General features: G+C 72.0%; 18 protein-coding genes. 9 read left to right on the plus strand and 9 right to left on the minus strand.

The window, feature by feature from the left end; translation table 11 throughout:
- The first annotated feature begins 9 nt into the window (after nucleotides 1-9).
- The 7 genes from ABD352_RS34805 to ABD352_RS34835 all read left to right on the plus strand — a co-directional run bounded on the left by ABD352_RS34805 (nucleotide 10) and on the right by ABD352_RS34835 (nucleotide 7,165).
- Nucleotides 10-741, plus strand: coding sequence for a response regulator transcription factor (locus tag ABD352_RS34805; RefSeq protein ID WP_344616773.1), 732 nt, complete (start codon nucleotides 10-12; stop codon nucleotides 739-741).
- Nucleotides 738-2,315, plus strand: a complete 1,578-nt coding sequence (locus ABD352_RS34810; RefSeq protein ID WP_344616774.1) for a sensor histidine kinase — start codon at nucleotides 738-740, stop codon at nucleotides 2,313-2,315. Before ABD352_RS34805 ends, ABD352_RS34810 begins: the two co-directional genes overlap by 4 nt.
- A 36-nt stretch (nucleotides 2,316-2,351) precedes the next feature.
- Nucleotides 2,352-3,578, plus strand: a complete 1,227-nt coding sequence (locus tag ABD352_RS34815) for an efflux RND transporter periplasmic adaptor subunit (protein ID WP_344616775.1) — start codon at nucleotides 2,352-2,354, stop codon at nucleotides 3,576-3,578.
- 13 nt (nucleotides 3,579-3,591) lie between these two features.
- Complete coding sequence (locus ABD352_RS34820; protein ID WP_425553785.1) at nucleotides 3,592-4,314, plus strand: ABC transporter ATP-binding protein; 723 nt, start codon at nucleotides 3,592-3,594, stop codon at nucleotides 4,312-4,314.
- Complete coding sequence (locus tag ABD352_RS34825; protein WP_344616777.1) at nucleotides 4,311-5,528, plus strand: ABC transporter permease; 1,218 nt, start codon at nucleotides 4,311-4,313, stop codon at nucleotides 5,526-5,528. Before ABD352_RS34820 ends, ABD352_RS34825 begins: the two co-directional genes overlap by 4 nt.
- A gap of 99 nt (nucleotides 5,529-5,627) precedes the next feature.
- A complete protein-coding gene (locus ABD352_RS34830; protein ID WP_344616778.1) occupies nucleotides 5,628-6,344 on the plus strand; it encodes a hypothetical protein in 717 nt (238 codons plus the stop codon).
- A 23-nt stretch (nucleotides 6,345-6,367) separates the two neighbouring features.
- Nucleotides 6,368-7,165 (plus strand): oxygenase MpaB family protein, encoded by a 798-nt coding sequence (locus ABD352_RS34835; RefSeq protein WP_344616779.1) that lies wholly within the window; start codon nucleotides 6,368-6,370, stop codon nucleotides 7,163-7,165.
- Here ABD352_RS34835 and ccsB read toward each other — a convergent pair.
- From ccsB to hemL, 6 genes are read right to left on the minus strand one after another with little or no spacing between them, the layout of a single operon-like run.
- Nucleotides 7,150-8,112, minus strand: a complete 963-nt coding sequence (gene ccsB, locus ABD352_RS34840; protein ID WP_344616780.1) for a c-type cytochrome biogenesis protein CcsB — start codon at nucleotides 8,110-8,112, stop codon at nucleotides 7,150-7,152. The two genes, ABD352_RS34835 and ccsB, sit on opposite strands and share 16 nt — an antisense overlap.
- Nucleotides 8,112-9,743: a cytochrome c biogenesis protein ResB gene (gene resB, locus ABD352_RS34845; RefSeq protein WP_425553786.1), complete on the minus strand. Its 1,632-nt coding sequence runs from the start codon at nucleotides 9,741-9,743 to the stop codon at nucleotides 8,112-8,114. The genes ccsB and resB overlap by 1 nt, the downstream gene beginning before the upstream one ends.
- Nucleotides 9,683-10,426, minus strand: coding sequence for a cytochrome c biogenesis CcdA family protein (locus ABD352_RS34850; protein WP_344616782.1), 744 nt, complete (start codon nucleotides 10,424-10,426; stop codon nucleotides 9,683-9,685). The genes resB and ABD352_RS34850 overlap by 61 nt, the downstream gene beginning before the upstream one ends.
- Nucleotides 10,427-10,436: 10 nt before the next feature.
- Nucleotides 10,437-10,985: a TlpA family protein disulfide reductase gene (locus tag ABD352_RS34855; protein WP_425553778.1), complete on the minus strand. Its 549-nt coding sequence runs from the start codon at nucleotides 10,983-10,985 to the stop codon at nucleotides 10,437-10,439.
- A gap of 2 nt (nucleotides 10,986-10,987) precedes the next feature.
- On the minus strand, nucleotides 10,988-11,623 hold the full coding sequence (locus tag ABD352_RS34860; protein ID WP_344616813.1) for a histidine phosphatase family protein: 636 nt from the start codon (nucleotides 11,621-11,623) through the stop codon (nucleotides 10,988-10,990).
- 5 nt (nucleotides 11,624-11,628) lie between these two features.
- Nucleotides 11,629-12,972, minus strand: coding sequence for a glutamate-1-semialdehyde 2,1-aminomutase (hemL, locus tag ABD352_RS34865; protein ID WP_344616784.1), 1,344 nt, complete (start codon nucleotides 12,970-12,972; stop codon nucleotides 11,629-11,631).
- A gap of 100 nt (nucleotides 12,973-13,072) precedes the next feature.
- Here hemL and ABD352_RS34870 point away from each other — a divergent pair, with 100 nt between their 5' ends.
- On the plus strand, nucleotides 13,073-13,396 hold the full coding sequence (locus ABD352_RS34870; RefSeq protein ID WP_344616785.1) for an STAS domain-containing protein: 324 nt from the start codon (nucleotides 13,073-13,075) through the stop codon (nucleotides 13,394-13,396).
- A 126-nt stretch (nucleotides 13,397-13,522) separates the two neighbouring features.
- On the opposite strand, the gene ABD352_RS34875 is transcribed toward ABD352_RS34870, so the two are convergent.
- Together ABD352_RS34875 and ABD352_RS34880 are read right to left on the minus strand one after the other, a co-directional pair.
- On the minus strand, nucleotides 13,523-14,101 hold the full coding sequence (locus ABD352_RS34875) for a response regulator (RefSeq protein WP_344616786.1): 579 nt from the start codon (nucleotides 14,099-14,101) through the stop codon (nucleotides 13,523-13,525).
- A 94-nt stretch (nucleotides 14,102-14,195) separates the two neighbouring features.
- Nucleotides 14,196-18,572, minus strand: coding sequence for a HAMP domain-containing protein (locus tag ABD352_RS34880; RefSeq protein WP_344616787.1), 4,377 nt, complete (start codon nucleotides 18,570-18,572; stop codon nucleotides 14,196-14,198).
- A 91-nt stretch (nucleotides 18,573-18,663) separates the two neighbouring features.
- Here ABD352_RS34880 and ABD352_RS34885 point away from each other — a divergent pair, with 91 nt between their 5' ends.
- A complete protein-coding gene (locus tag ABD352_RS34885) occupies nucleotides 18,664-20,601 on the plus strand; it encodes a SpoIIE family protein phosphatase (protein WP_344616788.1) in 1,938 nt (645 codons plus the stop codon).
- A 264-nt stretch (nucleotides 20,602-20,865) separates the two neighbouring features.
- On the opposite strand, the gene ABD352_RS34890 is transcribed toward ABD352_RS34885, so the two are convergent.
- Nucleotides 20,866-22,191, minus strand: a complete 1,326-nt coding sequence (locus ABD352_RS34890) for a mannosyltransferase family protein (RefSeq protein WP_344616789.1) — start codon at nucleotides 22,189-22,191, stop codon at nucleotides 20,866-20,868.
- Nucleotides 22,192-22,225: the final 34 nt, after the last annotated feature.

Here is a 22,225-nt window from a genome sequence, read left to right on the forward strand (position 1 = left end):
ATGGAGCCGATGCCCGTAACCGCCTCGCAGGCGACCGAACGCCAGCCCAAGGTCCTCGTCGTCGACGACGAGGCGAGCATCCGCGCGCTGCTGTCGGCCACGCTGCGGCTGACCGGCTTCGAGGTGCGGGTGGCCACGGGCGGCCGGGAGGCGCTGGCCGCCGCCGCGGAGTACGGCCCGGACCTCGTCGTGCTCGACGTGATGATGCCCGACCTGGACGGCTTCGAGGTGGCCCAGCGGCTGCGCACGAGCGGCCGGCCGGTGCCGGTGCTGTTCCTCACCGCGCGGGACTCGGTGGAGGACCGCATCTCCGGGCTGACCGTCGGGGCCGACGACTACGTGGCCAAGCCGTTCAGCCTCGAGGAGGTCGTGCTGCGGATTCGCGCGATCCTGCGCCGCAGCCTGGGCGAGCAGCAGCAACTGGTCGACGGCGGCGTGCTGCGCTACGCCGACCTGGAGATGGACGAGGACGCCCACGAGGTGCGCCGGGGCGGCGTCCGGGTGGACCTCTCGCCGACCGAGTTCAACCTGCTGCGCTACCTGCTGACCAACGCCGGCCGGGTGGTGAGCAAGGCGCAGATCCTCGACCGGGTGTGGAACTACGACTTCGGCGGGGACGGGCGGATCGTCGAGTCCTACGTCTACTACCTGCGCCGCAAGATCGACAAGTGGGACCCGCCGCTCATCCACACGGTGCGCGGGGTCGGCTACGCGTTGCGATTGCCGAGAACCGAGGGGTGAGACCGCGGCCCTGGAGACACTGGACGGTCCGCACGCGGATCGTCGTCTCCGTCGTGTCGATCGCCGGGGTGGCCCTCGTCGCCGCGAACCTCATCGGGGTGCTGCTGCTCGACTCGTACCTCAGCGACCGCGTCAACGAGCAGCTGCGCGGCGGCCCGCGGCCCCCCTCGTCGAGCGCGTCCGCGTTCCAGCAGCGGCCGCGCGAGGGCGAGTTCAACCCCGGACCCCAGCACGACGTGTACGTCCTCGACGCCGCCGGCACCGTGGTCTCCGACTACCCGCCGGTGGTCGACCCGAAGCTGCTCGGCGACGTCAAGCAGCACGCGGCCGACGGCGAGCCCTTCACCGTCAAGGGCCCGAAGGACGAGTGGCGGGTGCGGATCTTCTCCGTCAGCTACCAGAACAACCAGCGCTACGTGGTGCGCGTGATCTCCCTCGCCGACGTCAACGCCACCCGCGACCAGATGATCCAGTACAGCTCCGGCGTCAGCCTGGCCCTGCTCATCCTGGTCGGCATCGCGACCGCGACGCTGGTGCGGGTCGGGCTGGCCCCGCTGACGCGCATGGAGGAGGCCGCGGCCGACATCGCCGGCGGCAACCTCTCCCGGCGGATCGACGACGCCGACCCGCACACCGAGTCGGGGCGCCTCGGCATCGCGCTCAACACGATGATGACCCGCATCGAGGGGGCGGTCGACGAGAGCGCCGCCTCGCAGCGCCGGCTGCGGCAGTTCCTCGCCGACGCCGCCCACGAGCTGCGGACCCCGCTCACGAGCGTCCAGGGCTTTGCCGAGTTGTACCGCAGGGGAATGGCCCCGCCCGGTCCGGCCCTCGACGAGGCGATGGAGTGCATCGACGCCGAGGTCAGCCGCATGCGCCTGCTCGTCAACGACCTGCTCACCCTGGCCCGCCTCGACGAGGAGCGCCCGCTGCAGCAGGGCCCGGTCGACCTGCTGGCCGTGGCCGCCGACGCGGTGCGCGACGCGCACGTGCGGGTGCCGACCCGGTTCGTGCAGCTGGCCGCGCTGGACGAGCGGTCGTCCACCTTCGAGCCGGTCACCGTCGAGGGCGACGAGGCCCGGCTGCGCCAGGTGGTGGCCAACCTGGTGAGCAACGCGCTGCAGCACACGTCGGAGGACACCCAGGTCGTGGTCCGGGTCGGCCGGGCCGGCCCGCCGAAGATGCTGCCGATCGCCACCGTCGGCGCGGCGCTGCCCGAGGGCGTCCCGCTGGGCGCCATCGAGGTGAGCGACACCGGGGCCGGCATGCAGCCGGAGGACGCGGCGCGGGTCTTCGAGCGGCTCTTCCGGGCCGAGGGCTCCCGCTCCCGCAAGACCGGCGGCGCGGGCCTGGGCCTGTCCATCGTCGCCTCGATCGTGCAGGCCCACGGGGGCAGGGTCGAGCTGTGGACGGCCCCCGGCCAGGGCGCGACGTTCCGCGTGCTGCTGCCCGCGCTGGAGATGCCCGACTTCGGGGAGGCCGACGACGAGGCCGACATCGACCTCGGCGAGATCCCGGATGAAACCGATGAAATGTGGGCAACCGGATTCCGAGGGAACTCCGAGGTTCGCTGAGGGTCGCTCCGAGCGACGCCCTCCACGATTCCCTTCATGCGTTTGTCGCTGCCGTCGCTGGGCCGGCCCCGGCTCAACTCCGTGACCCTCGTGAACTCCGCGCTCGTGCTGGCCGCGGCCGGGGGGGCCTTCTGGGCGTACCAGATCATCAGCGGGCCGGCCGCGAGCGCCGAGGCCGGGACGACCACCACGCGCACCCGCACGGTGCAGGTCGCCCAGGGCACGGTCTCCCAGACCGTCTCGGCGTCGGGCTCGGTGGCGAGCGCCTCGACCGCGAACGCCAACTTCACCACCTCGGGCACCGTGATCGAGCTCGACGTGAAGGTCGGCGACGTCGTCACCAAGGGCCAGGTGCTGGCCAAGGTCGACCCGACCGCCGCGCAGGCCTCGCTGGACACCGCGAAGGCCAACCTCACCGCCGCGAAGGCGGCGCTGACCCGGGACGAGAACAACAACGCCGACGACGCCACCATCGCCTCGGCCGAGGCGCAGGTCGCCACGGCACAGAGCAACGTCACCTCGGCCACCGCGACCGTGAACGGCACGGTGCTGACCGCCCCGATCGCGGGTACGGTCACCGCGGTCAACGGCGCGGTGGGCTCCTCCTCGTCCGGCTCCTCCTCCAGCGGTGGCGGCGGGAGCAGCGCGACCGGCGCCTCCAGCTCCAGCTCGAGCTCCGGCAGCGGCTTCGTCCAGCTCGCCGACCTGTCGAAGCTGCAGATCAACGCGAGCTTTGCCGAGGCCGACGCGACCAAGCTCAAGGCCGGCCAGACGGCCAACATCACGTGGAGCGCGCTGAGCGGCACGCGGGCCACCGGCAAGGTCAGCACGATCTCGCCGACGGCCACGACCAGCAACAACGTGAACTCCTACGCCGCGGTGATCACGCTGGACTCGCTTCCCGAGGGCGTACGGCTGGGGCAGAGCACGACCGCCGTGGTCACCGTCGCCGAGGCGCAGGACGTCCTGCGTATCCCGAGCACCGCGCTGCGCACGGCCGGCGGCCAGCGCACCGTCACGGTGCAGGTCAACGGCCAGAACGAGGAGCGGCAGGTCGAGGTCGGCATCACCGGCGGCGGCTTCGTCGAGGTCAAGTCCGGGCTGCAGGCCGGCGAGACGGTCGTGATCACCACGACGACGACCAACTCCACCAGCGGCACGAACAACCAGCAACAGTTCCCGGGCGGCGGCGCCGGCTTCCCAGGCGGGGGCGGCGGCTTCACCGGGGGCGGCGGCGGCTTCACCGGGCGGGGCGGCAACTGACATGAGCGTGCAGATGACGGCCGAGGCGGCCACGGGGGCGGTGCCGGGCGTGCACCCGGTGCTCGACATCCAGAACGTCAAGAAGATCTACGGGCAGGGCGAGACCGAGGTCCACGCGCTGCGGGGCGTGACGCTCACCGTCGAGCGCGGCGACTACGTCGCGATCATGGGCTCGTCCGGCTCGGGCAAGTCGACCCTCATGAACATCGTGGGCTGCCTGGACATCCCGAGCTCCGGGAGGTACCTCCTGGACGGCGTCGACGTCAGCCGGCTCAACGACCGCCAGCTTGCCCTCGTGCGCAACCGGCGGATCGGGTTCGTCTTCCAGGCGTTCAACCTCATCGCCCGCACCACGGCGCTGGCCAACGTCGAGCTGCCGCTGGCCTACGCGGGGGTCAAGGCGGCCGAGCGGCGCCGCCGGGCCCGGGCCGCGCTCAACATGGTGGGCCTGGCCGAGCGCGAGGACCACGAGCCCAACCAGCTGTCCGGCGGCCAGCAGCAGCGGGTCGCGGTCGCCCGCGCGCTGGTCACCGCGCCGGCCCTGCTGCTCGCCGACGAGCCCACCGGCAACCTCGACACCCAGTCCACCAACGACGTGCTGGCCGTCTTCGACCGGCTCAGCCGCTCGGGCCGGACCATCGTGCTGATCACCCACGAGCCGGACGTCGCGGAGCGCGCGAAGCGACTGATCCGGCTGGTCGACGGACGCATCGTCCAGGATGAGCGGCTGAAGTGAACATCTTCGAGACCATCCGCTTCGCGCTGCGCGCGATCACCGCCAACAAGCTGCGCTCCAGCCTCACCGTGCTGGGCATCCTCATCGGCGTCGCGGCCGTCATCCTGCTCGTCGCGGTCGGCAACGGCTCCGCGCAGGCGGTGCAGAAGCAGATCGAGTCGCTCGGCACCAACACGCTGACGGTGACCGCCGGCGCCGGCGGCGGGGCCCGCGGGGCCGCCTCCACCCAGAACACCGCGCTGAACATGGACCTCGTGCCGGCGCTGGAGAACAAGGACGACGCGCCGCACGTCAAGAGCGTCTCGCCGGTGGTGACCGGCTCGCAGTCGGCCACCTACGAGGGCACCGACCACACCATCGCGCAGTTCGTCGGCACCTACCCCGGCTACGTCGGCGCCTCCAACTTCAAGATCTCCAAGGGCGCGCTGTTCACCGACGACGACGTCAAGGACTCGCGCAAGGTCGTGGTCATCGGCTCGACCGTCGCCGAGGAACTCTTCGGCAACGTCGACCCGCTGTCCAAGCAGATCACCGTCTCCGGCAAGCTCTTCACCGTCGTCGGCGTGCTCGCCGAGAAGGGCGGCAGCGGGTTCAACGACCCCAACGACGTCGCCATGGCGCCGGTGAGCGCGGTGCAGGAGTCGCTGACCGGGTACGGCTCGCTCAACCAGCTCCTCGTGCAGGCCACCTCGCCCGACGCGGTCAGCGACGCGCAGTCCGAGATCACCGCGATCCTCAACGAGAAGCTCAACATCAGCGGATCGTCGACGACCTCGGCGTACCGAATCCTCAACCAGTCGCAGCTGCTGGAAACGCGGGCCAACACCGCGCAGACGTTCACGCTCCTGCTCGGGGCCGTGGCCGGCATCAGCCTCCTGGTCGGCGGGATTGGCATCACCAACATCATGATGGTGACCGTCACCGAGCGGACCCGCGAGATCGGCATCCGCAAGGCCCTTGGCGCGCCCAAGCGCACGATCCTCACCCAGTTCCTGGTCGAGGCGACGGTGCTGTCGCTCATCGGCGGGCTGCTCGGCGTGGCCGCCGCGGTCATCGGCAGCCAGTTCACGATCGTCAGCATCAAGCCGGTCATCGTGCCCAGCTCGGTCGCCCTCGCGCTGGGCTTCTCGGTCGCGATCGGCCTGTTCTTCGGCAGCTACCCGGCCAGCCGCGCGGCCGGCCTCAGGCCCATCGAGGCCCTTCGCTATGAGTGATCCCAGCCTCCGCGCGGGCGGGTCCTGGTTGCGCCGCCCGACCCCCCGCGGGCGCCGCAACCCGGTCCCACCCGCACGGCAGTCGACGAGGAGTGTCCCGTGACCCACGCCGCTTCGCCCTTCCGCCGTCCGGACGCCGAGCCGTCCGGCTCGCCGTACAGCCGCTCGTACTCCCCGGTGGACCCCACGCTGGACGACGCCACCGTGGAGGCCCAGGCGTACGGCCACGCGCTCGCCGACCTGCCGACGGTGGAGGTCGTGCGTGAGCCGATCGAGCTCGACGACGAGCCGGACCTGCTCGCGGAGCCGCCGCTGGACGACGACCTCAACGAGCGGATCGCCAAGTCCGCGCCCCGGCGGCTGGCCAACCGGGCGACCTACGTCCTGGCCGGCCTCGCCCTGCTGGTCGTCGGCTTCGTCGGGGGCGCCCAGGTGCAGAAGAACTACGGCACCGCCCCGGCGGCCTCGGGCCCGGGCGGCGTCAACCCGGCCGCGCTGGCCAGCGCCTTCGCCGGCCGCGGGGGCGGCCAGGGCTTCCCGGGCGCGGCCGGCGGCACGGGCCAGGGCGGCACCGGCCAGGGCGGCACGGGCACCGGCGGGCGCGGCGGCATCACCGGCACGGTCAAGCTGGTCGACGGCACCACGGTCTACGTCGAGTCGGCCGACGGCACGACGTACATCGTCAAGACCAGCGACAAGACCACGGTCTCGGCCCCGGGCGCGCTGAAGGACCTGACCGCCGGCTCCACCGTCACCGTGCAGGGCCAGAACGCCGACGGCACCGTCACCGCGACCGCGATCACGAAGTCGAAGTAGCGGCCCGTAGCTATCTTGGCGGCGTGCGCCGCTTCGACCTACGAGACCGCGTCGCCGGCCTCGACCCGGTGCGCGACCACGCCGAGATCGTCCGCCTGCTCATGTTCCACGAGTTCCCGTGGGACGTGCGCATGGCCGGACGCCTGATGATCTGGCACCTGTACGCCAACCCGCCCGTCGCCGCCGCGGTGGGCCACACCGACGCGCTGCTGGAGCGGGCCGAGATCACGTCGCTGACCTTCGGCGACCTCGTCGAGCACGGCCTGGACTCCCCGCGCGGCCGGGCGATCCTGCGGTGGGTCAACCGCAGCCACCGCGGCACCCCGGTGACCGCCGAGCACAACGCCTTCGCCCTGGCCGCCCTGGCCGTGACGCTGACCCGCTGGCTGGACCGCTTCGGCTGGCGGCCGCTCACCCCGGGCGAGCGCACCGCGCTGGCCGTGTTCTACGCGGAGCTCGGCCGGCGGATGGGCGTGCGCGCCCTGCCCCGCTCCCCGGACGAGCTGGCCCGCGAGCTGGAGCGGGCCGAGGCCGGCTTCTCCTTCACCGAGGCCGGGCGGCAATGCAGCGAACGCACGCTGGCGATGGCGAGGGCCCGGGTCCGGCCGTGGCTACGCCCGCTGGTCCGCCCGGTCGTGGCGGCCCTGCTGGCCCCGGGCACCCGAGCCGCCGTCGGCCTGCGCCCGGCGCCCCGGCTCGTGCGCGCCGCGGTGCACGCGGCCCTGCTCGCCCGCCGCCGGGTGGTGCGCCTTCTCCCGCCCCGGGCGGCGCCTACCACCCCGCGGACCCGGCGCCGCCTCGCCGATCAGACGCCGGCGTAGGAGTGCAGGCCGTTGGCGACCAGGTTGACGCCGAAGAGGTTGACCATCATGGTGACCCAGCCGACCACCGCGATCCAGGAGGTCACGCGGCGGTTCACGCTCGGGGTCGAGCGGGCGTGCAGGTAGCCGGCGTAGACGACCCAGGCGATGAAGGACCAGACCTCCTTCGGGTCCCAGTTCCAGTACCGGCCCCAGGCTGCCTCGGCCCAGATGGCGCCGGCGATGACGCCGAAGGTCCAGATCGGGAACCCGAAGGCGTGTACGCGGAAGGTGACCCGCTCGAGGGTGGCGGCCTGCGGGAGGCGCTCGCCGAGGGAGTACGGGAAGCGGGTCTTGCCGGCGTCGTAGCCCGAGCGGATCAGGTGCATCGCGGCGGCGACGAAGCCGACCAGGAAGACGCCCGACGCGGTCGAGGCGGCGCCGACGTGGATGACCAGCCAGTACGAGTGCAGGGCCGGGACCAGCGGGCCGACCGGCACGTAGAGGGTCATGCCGGCGATGGAGAGCAGGACGGCGGCGACCAGCGCGACGAAGAGGCCGAGGTGGCGCAGGCCGGTCCAGCGGGTCAGCACGACGAGCCAGGCCGTCATGCCGACCAGGGTGGCGGTGATGACGAACTCGTACATGTTGCCCCACGGGGCCCGGTCGGCCGCGATGCCGCGGGTGACCAGCGCGCCGATGTGAGCCGCATAGCCGAGGACCGTCAGGACGACGGCGGTGATGCCGGCCCGGCGGGCACCCACGCCCTCGGGCTGGTCCGACGATTCGGGCATCTCCGGAATTCCGGCGAGAGTCCCGCCACCGGCCATGGCGGCGACCGGGACGCGGACGGCCGCGCGGGCGACCAGACTGCGGCCGCCGAAGGCGTACTCGATCGCATACGCCATCATCGCCAGCACATAGCTGAAGATCGTGACGACCAACAGATGGTTCGAAATCCCGCCCATCACACAACCTCCTCGACCGTGTCAGTCTGCGCCACTTGCTCCGGCACGCTCGCGGCAGGGGCGGCCGCGCGGACGATCTCGTCGAACTCGTCGGCGAAGCCGGGGTAGTCGCTGCGCGGCAGACCGCCGGCGGTGATGCCGCCGGGCCCGACGCGGAAGAAGACCCGGCGGCGCTTGCCGGTGAGCGAGCCGAGCAGGCCGGCCAGCAGCGCGACCGCCCCGCCGAGCACGATCGGCTGGCCCGGGTCGTGGCGGATGGACAGGCTGACCCACTGCTGGGTGCCGACGAACTGGACGGTGGTGCCGTCCGGCAGCGTGCCCGTGCCGCCCGGCTTGAGCATCATCGGCTCGCCGAACTTGGTCAGCCGCCCGGCCTGGATCTGCCGGTCGTCCAGCGTGTACACGGACAGCGGCGCGCCGGCGTCGAAGCCGAGCACCCCGCGGTACGCCTGCAGCATGAGCCTGGGATCGCGCTCGCCCGGGAAGGCCGATGAGTTCACCGAGGGGTCGGACGGGACCGTAGGCAGGTAGATGCCGGAGAACCCGATCTGCGCCTTGTCGTCGCGCGACTTGGTCTGCGGGTTGATGTTCACGTCCGGGAACGTGGCCACGCCCTGGCTGGTCAGCAGCGTGTCGGACGGCAGGAAGGCGGCGACGTTGGTCGAGACCTTGCCGTACTTGTCGGTGTACTTGAGCACCGGCGCGTAGCCGTGCCCGAGCAGCGACACGTTGGCCCCGTCCAGCCGCAGCGGGCTGTTTACCTCGAGGAGTCGTTCGGAGGACTTTCCGTGCTCGGTGACTCCTACCCGGGCCTGATAAGTGACCGGCTGCCCGCTGTCCAGGTACGTCGCGTTGAACTTGTCCAGCCGCAGGCAGAAGCGGGGCAGGTCGTTCTCGCCGACCTGGGCGCCCAGGGCGTGCTCGTCGTAGTTCAGCAGCGTGTTGCAGAAGGCGAAGTCGTCGCCCTGCACCAGCAGGCGGTTGCCGTGCCAGCCGAACCAGGAGCCGAACGCCACACCGAAGAGCAGCGACAGCAGCGCGAAGTGGAAGACCAGGTTGCCGGTCTCCTTGAGGTAGCCCTTCTCGGCGGAGATCTCGACGACGTCGCCGTCCTCGCGCACGGCCGTGCGGAACCGCCGCTTGCGCAGCACCTGGCGGATCCGCTCGGCGTCGCCCGCCGCGGCGGACGCGGACACGGTGGCGTGCGCCGGCAGCCGGTCGAAATGCTTCGGAGCCTTTGGCGGTACCTTCACCAGCGCCGCGATGTGCCCGCGGAACCGGGGCACGAGGCAGCCGACCAGCGAGACGAAGAGCAGCAGGTAGATCGCGGAGAACCAGGGCGATCCGTAGACGTCGAAGAAGAAGAGCCGGTCGAGTGTCGGCCCCCACTGCCGGTGCGTGTCCAGGTAGGTGCGGACCTTCTCCGGCGAGACGTTGCGCTGGGGCAGCACCGAGCCGGGGATGGCGGCCACGGCGAGCAGGAACAGCAGCACCAGGGCGGTGCGCATGCTGGTGAGCTGGCGCCAGGCGCGGCGGCCCACTGCCACGGCGGTGTGGTAGAGCCAGCGCATCAGATCGGCACCGATCCGGGCCCGATGTTCGACTGCAGGGCGATCATGAGGGTACTCCAGAAGCCGGTGACCAGGGCGAGCCCGACCAGCACGAGCAGCGCGCCGCCGATGCGGGTCACCCAGCGGCTGTTGCGGCGGATGAACTTGATGACCCCGATGAGCCGCTGGAAGCCCAGGCCGACCGCGATGAACGGCAGGCCGATGCCCAGCGAGTACGCGATGGCGAGGGTGACCGCGCGGGCCTGGGAGCCGCTGGTCGAGCCGAGCGCGATCACCGCACCGAGGGTCGGGCCGGTGCAGGGCGCCCACGACAGCGCGAACACCATGCCGAAGACGGGCGCGCCGACGAGCCCGGCGGCGGGCAGCCGCTGGATCCGCCACTGCCGCTCCAGGCCGGGCACCACGCCCATGAAGGCCAGCCCCAGCACGATCACGGCGATCCCGGCGATCACCTCGATCAGCCGGCGGTGCAGCATCATCGTCATCGCGGCCCGGGTGGCCAGCACGATCAGGCCGATGAACACCGCGGCGAAGCCGGCGATGAACAGCCCGACCCCGGCGAGCACCCGGCCGCGGCGCTGCCCCGAGTCGAGGTCGGCGCCGGCCAGGCCGGTGACGTAGGAGAGGTACCCGGGCACGAGCGGCAGGATGCACGGCGACAGGAAGCTCGCCAGTCCGGCCAGCACGGCCACCGCGACGGCCGCCAGCAGCGGCCCGGTCGCGGCGATGCTCCCGGCGTCCATGTGGCCCGCCCTACGCCTGCTCGGCCAGCAGGTCGCGCACGACCGGCTCGAGCAGTGCCTGGTCGACCTCGGAGCGCAGCACGGCCGCGATCCGGCCGCTCCTGTCGATGACCAGCGTGGCCGGGATCGAGTTGGGCGGCACGTCGAACTCCAGGGCGAGCGCCGCCGAGGGGTCGAAGATGCTGCCGTACGACGGCTTGATGTCCGCCAGGTAGGCGTTGGCCGGGTCGCGCTGGTCGTGGACGTTCACGCCGATGAACGTGACGCCCTGCGCCTTGGTGGCGGACAGGACCTTCTCCAGCTCCGGCGCCTCAGTGCGGCAGGGCGCGCAGTACGACGCCCAGAAGTTGACCACCACGACCTGGCCCTTGTGCTGGGCGAGCTCGAACTTGCCGGAGCCGTCCATGAGATCGCCGCTGATCGCGGGCGCGGCGACCCGGTCGGCCGCCGCGATCTTGCGGCTGCCGAGCGCGTTCTTGGGCGCACTGCTGGTGCAGGCTGTTGTTGTGAACAGGGTCAGCGCCAGGAGCAGGGCCGCCACGAGTTTCACCCGGCGCATGGTCACGCCCCCTTGGCCTGGCGGGCCGAGGCGGACATCGCGACGAGGTGGGCGGCCGGCTCGGAGTACGCGATGCCGACGATCTTGGTGTCCTCGAAGTGGAAGCTCGTGAAGCTGGCCAGCGAGCACTCGCGGCGCCGCGGGTCGTGCCACAGCCGCTTCTTCTCCACGTGCCGGCGCAGCGTCCAGATGGGCAGCTGGTGCGAGACGCAGACCGCCTCGTGACCCTCGGCCGCCTCGCGCGCCGCCATCAGCGCGGCGAACATGCGGGCCGCGATGGCGCTGTAGGCCTCGCCCCAGGACGGGGTCACCGGGTCGCGCAGCACCCACCAGTTGCGCGGGTCGCGCAGCGCGCCGTCGCCCACGCCGACCCGCTTGCCCTCGAAGAAGTTGGCGCTCTCGATCAGCCGGTCGTCGACCGCGATCGGCAGGCCGAGCTCCTCGGCGAACGGCGCCGCGGTCTGCTGGGCCCGTTCCAGGGGGCTCGCGACCAGGTGCGTGATGTCCCGGCCGGCCATCGCCTCGGCGGCCGCCTTCGCCATCTGCACGCCCAGCTCCGACAGGCGGTAGCCGGGCAGGCGGCCGTAGAGCACCTTTTCCGGGTTGTAGACCTCGCCGTGGCGCAGCACGTGGACGATCGTCTTCACGCCACGCTCCCCGCTCCGGCGGCGGCCGCGGCCCGGGCGGCGTGGGGCAGGGCCGCCTCCAGCACCGCCAGCGCCTCGTCGTCGATCGCCGTGGAGACGAACCACGACTCGTAGGCGCTCGGCGGCAGGTACACGCCGCGGTCCAGCATCGCGTGGAAGAAGGCCCGGAACGCGGCCACGTTCTGCGTCTGCGCGTCGGCGAACGAGTGCACCGGCCGGTCCGTGAAGAAGATCGAGAACATGTTGCCGGCCGTGGAGAGCAGGTGCGGTACACCGGCGGCGGAGAGCGCGTCGGAGGACAGCTTGCCGATCGTGGCGGCGGTGGCGTCGAGCCTGGCGTAGACCTCCGGGGTGGCCAGGCGCAAGGTCGCCAGGCCCGCGGCGCAGGCCAGCGGATTGCCCGACAGCGTGCCCGCCTGGTAGACCGGGCCGGCCGGGGCCAGCCGCGCCATGATCTCGGCCCGCCCGCCGAACGCCGCGGCCGGCATGCCGCCGCCCATGACCTTGCCGAACGTGTAGAGGTCGGCGTCGACCGGCTCCAGCCCGGCCCAGCCCGACCGGCTGACCCGGAAGCCGGTCATGACCTCGTCGAGGATCAGCAGCGCGCCGTGGGCGTGCGCGAGCTCGGCGATCTTGGCGTTGAACCCGTCGCGGGGCGCCACCACGCCCATGTTGCCGGCCGCCGCCTCGGTGATGACCGCCGCGATCTGGTCCCCGTGGGCCGCGAAGGCCGCTTCCAGGGAGGCCACGTCGTTGTACGGCAGGACGAGCGTGTCGCCGGCCGCCGCCCCGGTGACCCCGGGCGAGTCCGGCAGGGCCAGCGTCGCCACCCCGGACCCGGCCGCGACCAGCAGCGCGTCGACGTGCCCGTGGTAGCACCCGGAGAACTTGACCACCTTCGGCCGCCCGGTGAACCCACGGGCCAGCCGCAGCGCGCTCATGGTCGCCTCGGTGCCCGAGTTGACCAGGCGCACCTGGTCGATCGGCGCGCGGGCGACGATCTCCTCGGCCAGCTCGACCTCGCCGGGCGTCGGCGTGCCGAAGCTGGTGCCACGCGCCGCCGCGGCGGTGATCGCGGCGATGACCTCGGGATGGGCGTGGCCGAGGATCAGCGGCCCCCACGAGCAGACGAGGTCCAGGTAGCGCCGTCCATCGGCGTCGGTGAGCCAGCAGCCGGAGCCGCTGACCATGAAGCGCGGAGTGCCACCCACCGCCCGGAATGCCCGGACAGGTGAATTCACCCCACCCGGCACAGTGGCCTGGGCACGGTCGAACAGGGCCTGCGAGGCCGGTGCGTCACCCGCGTACGGGCCGAGACCGGCGGCGTCAAAATCGGTCACAGCCTGCCCATTCTGACAGCTTCGCCGGGTGCACTCCGCGCGGCCCTCGGCCCCGTGTGCCGGACGCCACTATGGCGCTGATCGGATATAGGCTGTGCCGGTGGATCGTCCCGATCTCTCCGTTTCTGTGCGCCGCGAGCCCGCGGAGACCGTGGTGTCGCTGACCGGCGAGATTGACATGTCCACCGTGTCCCGCCTGGCAGCCACCATCGACGACGTCCTCTCCGAGCCGCCGGCCCGCGTGGTGCTCGACATGGCCGGCGTGACCTTCTGCGACTCGCAGGGGCTCGGCACGCTGGTGGTGCTGAGCCGGAAGGCGGCGCTGGCCCAGAGCTACCTGGTGCTGGTCAACGTGGGCGCCTTCCTCATCCGCGTCCTGGACATCACCGGCCTGCGCAACGCGTTGATGATCCAGGAGGTGTGACCGCGGGGCTTTTGCCACGATAAGTCGGGCGCTGGCGCGCCACGACTTATCGGATTTATACCCCGACGGGCGGCAAGTTCGAATTGATGGCATTCCCGGGGCTCGTGGCGCGCCGGTGCCCAGACGTCACAGCTTGGCGCGGGCCTTGGCCAGGGCCGTCATGGCCTTCTCCACCTGCTCGCGGCCCAGCTGGCCGTCCGCCGCCAGGGCCCCCTTGAGCAGCGCGGTCGCCTCGTCGACGGCGACGCCCGCGTGGCGCAGCTCCGTCTCCCGGGCGCGGACCAGCTCGGACTGGGCGGCGAGCTGCTGCGTCATCGTCCAGAGCTCGACGAAGACGGAGACCTTGGCCCGCAGTACCCAGGGATCGAACGGCTTGGTGAGGTAGTCCACGGCGCCGGCCGCGTAGCCGCGCAGGGCCAGGTGGGAGTCCCGGTCGGCGGCGGTCAGGAAGATGATCGGGACGTGGCGGGTCCGCTCGCGCCGCTTGATGTGCCGGGCCGTCTCGAAGCCGTCCATGGCCGGCATCTGGGCGTCGAGCAGGATCAGCGCGTAATCGTCGATGAGCAGGCACTTCAGCGCGTCCTCGCCGCTGTCGGCGCCCACCGTCTGGACGGGCAGCCCCTGCAGGATCGCCTCCAGGGCCAGCAGGTTGTCCCGCCGGTCGTCGACGAGCAGCACCTTCGCGGGCCGATCCGGTCCAGTCAAGAGCGCCGCTCCCTTCACGTCGTCGAGCCGAGCTGCGCCGATCCGGGCGGGTCAGGGCCTGCCCGGATCGAGTCATCGGCCCTGAACGGCCAAACTACACCGCGCGGCCGTCACCGTTTACCCACGCGGACATCACGTCAAGCAGCTCGTCGAGGTCGACCGGCTTGGTGATGTAGTCGCTGGCCCCGGCGGCCAGCGAGGACTCGCGGTCGCCTGGCATCGCCTTGGCGGTCAGGAAGACCACCGGCAGGTCGGCGAAGCGCCGGTTGCGCCGGATCGCCCGGGTCGTCTCGTTGCCGTCCAGGTCCGGCATCATCGCGTCCATCAGGACGATGTCCACGTTCGGGTGCTCGGACAGGATGCGTACGCCGTCGGCGCCGTTGTCGGCGTAGAGCACCGTCATGCCGTGCAGCTCCAGGGCGCTGGTCAGGGCGAAGACGTTGCGCACGTCGTCGTCGACGATGAGCACCGTGGCGCCGTCGAGCTGGTGGGGCGCGGCGGTCGAGCGGCGCTCCGGGGACGGCAGCGGGCGCAGCATCGCGGGGGCCGAGGGGAGCGGCCGCGCGGCTGGCGGCAGCGACATCGGCGGGGCCGGAAGCGCGTGCAGGGCCGGCATCGCCTCGGTCGCGATCACGTCGGGCAGGAACAGCGTGAACGTCGCGCCGCGCCCGACGTCGGAGGTCACCCCGATCGCGCCGCCGAGCAGGCGGGCCAGCTCGCGGCTGATGGACAGGCCCAGGCCGGTGCCGCCGTACTTGCGGCTCGTCGTGCCGTCCGCCTGCTGGAACGCCTCGAAGATGAGGGCCACCTTGTCGTCGGCGATGCCGATGCCGGTGTCGGCCACCGCGAACGCGATCACGCGGCGGGCGCCGGCCAGCGTCGGGGCGGTGAACTCCAGGCTGGGGGAGGCCACCCCGATGCTGAGCGTCACGGAGCCGTTGTCGGTGAACTTCACCGCGTTGGAGATCAGGTTGCGCAGGATCTGCTGGAGCCGCTGCGGGTCGGTCACGATCGCCGGGGGCAGCCCCGCGTCGGTCCGCACCGTGAACTCCAGGCCCTTGTCCTCGGCCTGCGGGGCGAAGGCCTGCTCGACGTACGACCGGATCTCGTCGAACGAAACCTCGCCCGGCTCGACGTCCATCCGGCCGGCCTCGATCTTCGACAGGTCCAGGATGTCGTCGATGAGGGCCAGCAGGTCGGAGCCGGCGTTGTGGATCGTCGCCGCGAACTCGATCTGCCGGGCGCTCAGGTTGGCGTCCGGGTTGTCGGCGAGCAGCCGGGACAGCAGCAGCATGGAGTTGAGCGGGGTCCGCAGCTCGTGGCTCATGTTGGCCAGGAACTCCGACTTGTACTGCGAGGCCTGCGCCAGCTGCTGCGCCTTCTCCTCCAGGCCGAGGCGCGCCATCTCGATCTCGCGGTTCTGCTTCTCGATGTTGCCCTTCTGCTCCGACAGCAGCGTGGCCTTCTCCTCCAGCTCCGCGTTGGTGCGCTGCAGCTCTGCGGACTGGTCCTGCAGCTCCAGCGCGAGGCGCTGGGACTGCGACAGCAGCTCCTCCGTGCGCCGGTTGGCCAGGATCGTCTTGAGCGCGACGCCGATGGTCACCACGAGCCGGTCCAGGAAGGCCAGGTGCAGCTCGCCGAACGGCGACACGCTGCCGAACTCGATGACGCCCAGCGGCTCGCCCTCGAAGAGCACCGGCAGCACGACCAGGTCGGCCGGCGGGGTCTCGGCCACGCCGGAGCGCACCTGCAGCCGGCTGTCCGGCGCCGCCTTGACCCGGATGACCCGGCGCGACAGCGACGCCTGACCGATCAGGCCCTCGCCCGGGGCGAAGCTGATGTCGGTGCCGGGGGCTACGTAGCCGTACGAGGCCTCCAGGCGCAGCCGCAGCCCGCTGTCCACGTCCGCGCCGGAGAGGAAGAACGCGCCGATCTGCGCGTCGACCAGCGGGGTCACCTCGGCCATGATCATGCGGCAGACCTCGCCGAGGTCGCGCTGGCCCTGCAGCAGGCCGCCGACGCGGGCCAGGTTGGAGTCCAGCCAGCCCTGCTCGGCGTTCTTCTTCGTGGTCTCGCGCAGGGTCACGATCATCTGGTTGATGTTGTCCTTGAGCTCGGCCACCTCGCCGAGCGCTTCGACCGCGATCCGCTGGGTCAGGTCGCCGCGGGTCACGGCGGTGGACACCTGCGAGATGGCGCGCAGCTGGGTGGTCAGCGTCGAGGCGAGCTGGTTGACGTTCTCGGTGAGGTCGCGCCAGGTGCCGGAGACGCCGCGCACCTGGGCCTGGCCGCCGAGCTTGCCCTCCGAGCCGACCTCGCGGGCCACGCGGGTCACCTCGTCGGCGAACGACGACAGCTGGTCGACCATGGTGTTGACGGTGTTCTTCAGCTCGAGGATCTCGCCGTGCGCGTCGACCGTGATCTTCTGGGACAGGTCGCCGCGGGCCACGGCGGTGGTGACCTGGGCGATGTTGCGGACCTGGCTGGTCAGGTTGGACGCCATCGAGTTGACGTTGTCGGTCAGGTCGCGCCAGGTGCCCGACACGCCCTTCACCTGGGCCTGGCCGCCGAGCTTGCCTTCGGTGCCGACCTCGCGGGCCACGCGGGTGACCTCGTCGGCGAACGAGGAGAGCTGATCGACCATCGTGTTCACGGTGGACTTCAGGGCCAGAATCTCGCCCTGGGCGTCGACCGTGATCTTCTGCGACAGGCCGCCGCGGGCCACGGCGGTGGCCACCTGCGAGATGTTGCGGACCTGGGCGGTCAGGTTCGACGCCATGAAGTTCACGTTGTCGGTCAGGTCGCGCCAGGTGCCGGCCACCCCGCGCACCTGGGCCTGGCCGCCGAGCTTGCCTTCGGTGCCGACCTCGCGGGCCACGCGGGTGACCTCGTCGGCGAACGAGGAGAGCTGGTCGACCATGGTGTTGACGGTGCTCTTGAGCTCGAGGATCTCGCCGCGGGCGTCGACCGTGATCTTCTGCGACAGGTCGCCCCGGGCCACGGCGGTGGCCACCTGGGCGATGTTGCGGACCTGACTCGTCAGGTTCGAGGCCATGAAGTTGACGTTGTCGGTGAGGTCGCGCCAGGTGCCGGCGACGCCGGTGACCTGGGCCTGGCCGCCGAGCTTGCCTTCGGTGCCGACCTCGCGGGCCACGCGGGTGACCTCGTCGGCGAACGAGGAGAGCTGGTCGACCATGGTGTTGACGGTGCTCTTGAGCTCGAGGATCTCGCCGCGGGCGTCGACCGTGATCTTCTGCGACAGGTCGCCCCGGGCCACCGCCGTCGAGACCTGGGCGATGTTGCGGACCTGACTCGTCAGGTTCGACGCCATGAAGTTGACGTTGTCGGTGAGGTCGCGCCAGGTGCCGGCGACGCCGGTGACCTGGGCCTGGCCGCCGAGCTTGCCTTCGGTGCCGACCTCGCGGGCCACGCGGGTCACCTCGTCGGCGAACGACGAGAGCTGGTCCACCATCGTGTTGACGGTGTCCTTCAGCTCGAGGATCTCGCCCTGGGCGGCCACCGTGATCTTCTGCGACAGGTCGCCCCGGGCCACGGCGGTGGCCACCTGGGCGATGTTGCGGACCTGGCTGGTCAGGTTGGACGCCATCGAGTTGACGTTGTCGGTCAGGTCCTTCCAGGTGCCGGCCACGCCCGGCACGTCGGCCTGGCCGCCCAGCTTGCCCTCGGTGCCGACCTCGCGGGCCACCCGGGTCACCTGCTCGGCGAAGATCCGCAGCGTGTCGACGAGCGAGTTGATCGTCTCGGAGAGCTCGGCGATCTCGCCCTTGGCGCTGACCGTGATCTTCTGCGAGAGGTCGCCGCGGGCCACGGCGGTCGCCGCGGCGGAGATGGAGCGCACCTGGCCGGTCAGGTTGGCGGCCATCGAGTTCACCGAGTCGGTGAGGTCGCGCCAGGTGCCGGCGACGCCGGTGACCTGGGCCTGGCCGCCGAGCTTGCCCTCGGTGCCGACCTCGCGGGCCACGCGGGTCACCTCGTCGGCGAACGACGAGAGCTGGTCCACCATCGTGTTGACCGTGCGGCCGATGGTCAGGAACTCGCCGCGCAGCGGCCGTCCGTCGATTTCGAGGGCCAGCTTCTGCGACAGGTCGCCCTCGGCCACCGCGACGATCACGCGCGCGATCTCGGTGGTCGGGCGGCCCAGGTCGTCGATGAGCGAGTTGACCGCGTGGATGCGGTCGAGCCAAGCGCCCTCGAAGCCCTCCTCGTCGAGCCGCTCGGTCATCCGGCCCTCGCGGCCGACGACCCGGCTGATCCGCAGCAGCTCCCGGGTGTGCCGCAGCTTCATCTCGGCGAGCCGGTTGAAGCGCTCGACCACCTCGCCCGGCAGTCCGTCGCGCCGGCTGAGGCGGATCTTCAGGTCGCCGGCGGCGAGCCGGTCGAGCGCCGAGGACAGCTCCTCAAGCAGCAGCGTTTCCGGACTCTTCCGGGTGACTTGTTCGACTGTGGTCATAGCGTCTCCACCGGTGTCGGGGCAGGCGGTGTCCACCCATCGTCGTCCTTCAGGTTGGATTGTTACCACCGTTGCGTGGAGACTGCGATATGTGACAACCCAGACCGTCCGGAGGCTCAGGCTCCCGGCCGACCATAGCTCTCCCGGTCTGGCCCGCGAAGCGATCCGGACGATCGCCCACGAACGGGATCTCGGCGGCATTCTGGACGAAGCCCTGCTATTGGTCACCGAGCTCACCACGAACAGCGTCGTGCACGCCGGCACCGAGGTCGATCTGGAGATCACCGCCGCCGACGGCACGCTCACGGTGGCCGTCCTCGATTTCCACCCCGGCGCCATCGCGCCCTCCTACCCCGACCCGGCCATCGGCGAGCTGCCGGAGCGCGGCCGGGGGCTGTTGCTCGTGGAGCAGATCGCCACCGCCTGGGGGACGATGCACTTCTCCGGCGGCAAGGGTGTGTGGTTCCGCCTCGACATCGCGCCCGGCCGGCGGATCGGCGCGCCCGCCCTCGACCTGCCCTCCGCGATCGACGCGCTGACCTGGTCGGGCCGGGGCACCTCGCTGGAGGAGCTCGCCGAGGAGCTGCTGCGCCGGCTCAGCCAGGCGATCGGCGCGCACGGCGCCGCGCTCACCATCGACGAGGGCGACGGCCCCCGCACCGTCGTCGCGGTCGGCCGCACCGGCGGCGTCATGGACAGCGGCCGCCGGGTGCCGCTGCGGATCGCCCGCCCGTGGCGCGCCGACCTGCTGGTGGCCGGGGGCGCCGGCAACCCGCTGACCCGGCCGTTGACCGCGCTCGCCGCCGACCGGCTGACCCTGCTGGTCGAGAACGACCGGCTGCGCCGGGCCGACGCCGAGCGGCGGGCCTGGCTCACCTTCCTCGCCGAGGCCAGCGAACTGCTCGCCCAGTCCCTCGACGTCGAGCTGACCCTCGCGCTGATCCCGCGGCTGGTCGTGCCCCGGCTCGGCCAGTGGTGCGCGATCCACTCCGCCGACGCGGGGGGCGAGCTGCGCCTGGCCGCCCTCGCGCACGCCGACGAGTCGAGGACCGGCGACCTCCGCGACGCCCTCGACCAGGCGACGCCGCAGCTCAAGGAGGCGATGGGGACCGATGCCGTGGTACCGCTGGGACCTCCCCTGGAGGGCTACGTCGTCGCCCTGATCGCGCGCAGCCAGCATCTCGGCACGCTGACCGTGGGCGGGCACCGCGACACCTGGCAGCGCGCCGAGGAGGTGGCGGTCGTCGAGGACGTGGCCCGCCGCGCCGCGCTCGCGATCGACAACGCCAACATCCACGCGGAGCGGCGCACGGTGGCCCAGACCCTGCAGCGCTCGCTCCTGCCGCCGCAGCTGCCGAAGGCCGACGGGGTGGAGTTCGGCGCGGAGTACGTGCCGACCGGCGAGGGCGTGGACGTCGGCGGGGACTTCTACGACGTGGTGCCGCTCTCGGCGCGCCGCTGGCTGGTGGTGGTCGGCGACGTCTCCGGCAAGGGCGTGCAGGCCGCGACCGTGACCGGACTGGTCCGCGACGTGACCCGGGTGCTGGTGCGCGACGGCCGGCCGCTGCCCGAGGTACTGCTGCGGCTCAACGAAACCCTGCTCGAGCGCGGCGGCGGCCGGTTCTGCACGCTGTGCCTGGCCCAGGTGTTCCGCCGCCCCGATGGGCGCCTCGACGTGACGCTGCACCTGGCGGGCCACGACCAGCCGGTCCTGCTGCGGGCGGACGGCCGCACGGAGCTCGTCGGCGCATGCGGCACGGCCCTGGGCCTGCTCGACAACATCAACACCCCGCGCACCCAGGTCCTGCTCGACCCCGGCGACGCGCTGGTCTTCTTCACCGACGGGGTCACCGAGCGGCGCCGGGGCGTGGACCTCTTCGGCGTCGAGCGGCTCCGCGACGAGGCCGCCAGCCTGGCCGGCTTCCCGGCCGACGTGGTCGCGGCCCGGCTGCGGGCCCGCACGCTGAGCTTCTCCCCGGAGCCCCCGCGCGACGACATCGCCATCTTCGCGCTGCGTAACGACGCCTAGCTAGGCCCCGTCCTGGCGGTCATGTCGTGCCGTCGCGCAGAGGTCGGGGCCTAGGCCCTGTCCTGCCGATCATGCCGGCCTGCGACGGGCCCAGATTCCGCGACGCCCAGGCTGGCCCGGCGCGCTGCGCCTGGCCGGCCCAGCCCAGGCGCTGCGCGCACCCCGCGAAAGGCCGGTTACAACACCGGTAGCCTGCCTTTCGCGGGGCACACGCAGGCGAAATCTGGACCTCGTCTCGGCTCGACATGATCGACAGGACAGGGCCTAGGCCACCCAGCCGCTGTGCAGGAAGTGGGCGGCCAGCACGCCCTGGGTGCCGAGGAACGCGGCCAGCAGGGCCCGGTCCAGCCAGGGGCGGCCGCCGATCCTGCCGAGCATCAGGAACGCCGGGAAGATCTCCAGGCCGATGCGCGAGGTGGACAACAGCGGGTACGGGATGTCGTGCGTGTACCGGCTCGGAAAGCTGATCATGAAGACCAGCAGCGCGGCGCCGAGCAGCGGGAACAGCATCTGGTCGCGGCGCAGTCGCCAGGGGCCGGCCAGGGCGAGCACCAGCAGTACGCCCAGAAGCGTGACGGTGGCGAGTTCCAGCAGGTTGTGGGCCCAGATCTCGGTGAACCACGCGCCCGGGTGCCTGGCGGCGGCGATCGGGGCCTGCCAGGGCCAGGCCGGATGGCGGCCCCAGTGCGTGGCCTGGGTGTGGGAGAAGGCGAGCGGGTCGCGGTACGCGTGCCAGTCCGCGGCCATCACCGCCCCCAGGCCGGCGGGGATCAGGAGGATGGCGAGCGCGCCCCGGTGCCCGCCCGGCCGCCGGGTGCGTCTGCTCGGCCCGGCGCCGGCTGCTCGCTGCTGCCGGGGCCCGGCCGCTTGCGCCCCGCGGTCGGCGTTGACCGGCCAGTCGGCGTGGGTCTTGCGGTCCCGGTCGATCGCGCCGCCCTTGCGCGCCGCGCCGATTGCCGCGAAAAACGGATTTATCGGCATTTTTTGCCGGGCCGGGGCGGCGTGGGCGCCCACGTAGGACGGGCGGCTGACGAGGTGCCGGGCCCGGACATAGGCGCGGGTGCGGAAGTAGCTCTGTGACCGGAACCAGGCCCGCGGCCGGAGCAGGTCGTGGGCGCGGACGTACTCGAACGCGAAGGCCAGGACCAGCAGGATGCCGGCCGAGCGGGCGGTCGCGGCCAGGGCGCCCAGGGCGCCGGCCCGCCACCAGTGCTCGCGGCGCAGGCAGTACACCGCCGCGACCAGCAGCGCGATGAACAGCCCCTCGTTGTAGGCGGCGGTGAGGAAGAAGCCGGTGGGGAAGGCCACGAGGTAGAAGACCGTCCGCCCGGCCGCGGCCCGGTCCATTTCGTGCTCGGCCAGGCGGAAGAGCAGGACCAGCGCGACGAGCAGGGCGGCGTTGGCGACCAGGAGCGCCGCCGCCCACGAATGGCCGAGGCACAGCGGCGTCACGAGCCGGATCAGCACGGGGTACAGCGGGAAGAACGCCGCCGGCGACGCGTCCGCGGTCGGCTGGTACCCGTGCTGGGCGATCGCGATGAACCACGGCGAGTCGTACTGGGTGGCCCACAGGCGGGCGATCTGCCGCATAGGGCGCCCCGGCCCCTGGTCCCCGATCCAGGCG

This window comes from Dactylosporangium salmoneum (assembly GCF_039532525.1).
Classification (GTDB): domain Bacteria; phylum Actinomycetota; class Actinomycetes; order Mycobacteriales; family Micromonosporaceae; genus Dactylosporangium; species Dactylosporangium salmoneum.

What these genes read in the sequence shown, in the direction of transcription:
- ABD352_RS34805 (WP_344616773.1), top strand. Translation starts at nt 10, where the DNA reads ATGCCCGTAACCGCCTCGCAGGCGACCGAACGCCAGCCCAAGGTCCTC.
- ABD352_RS34815 (WP_344616775.1), top strand. Translation starts at nt 2,352, where the DNA reads ATGCGTTTGTCGCTGCCGTCGCTGGGCCGGCCCCGGCTCAACTCCGTG.
- ABD352_RS34820 (WP_425553785.1), top strand. Translation starts at nt 3,592, where the DNA reads ATGACGGCCGAGGCGGCCACGGGGGCGGTGCCGGGCGTGCACCCGGTG.
- ccsB (WP_344616780.1), bottom strand. Translation starts at nt 8,112, where the DNA reads ATGGGCGGGATTTCGAACCATCTGTTGGTCGTCACGATCTTCAGCTAT.
- ABD352_RS34850 (WP_344616782.1), bottom strand. Translation starts at nt 10,426, where the DNA reads ATGGACGCCGGGAGCATCGCCGCGACCGGGCCGCTGCTGGCGGCCGTC.
- ABD352_RS34855 (WP_425553778.1), bottom strand. Translation starts at nt 10,985, where the DNA reads ATGCGCCGGGTGAAACTCGTGGCGGCCCTGCTCCTGGCGCTGACCCTG.
- ABD352_RS34880 (WP_344616787.1), bottom strand. Translation starts at nt 18,572, where the DNA reads ATGACCACAGTCGAACAAGTCACCCGGAAGAGTCCGGAAACGCTGCTG.
- ABD352_RS34890 (WP_344616789.1), bottom strand. Translation starts at nt 22,191, where the DNA reads ATGCGGCAGATCGCCCGCCTGTGGGCCACCCAGTACGACTCGCCGTGG.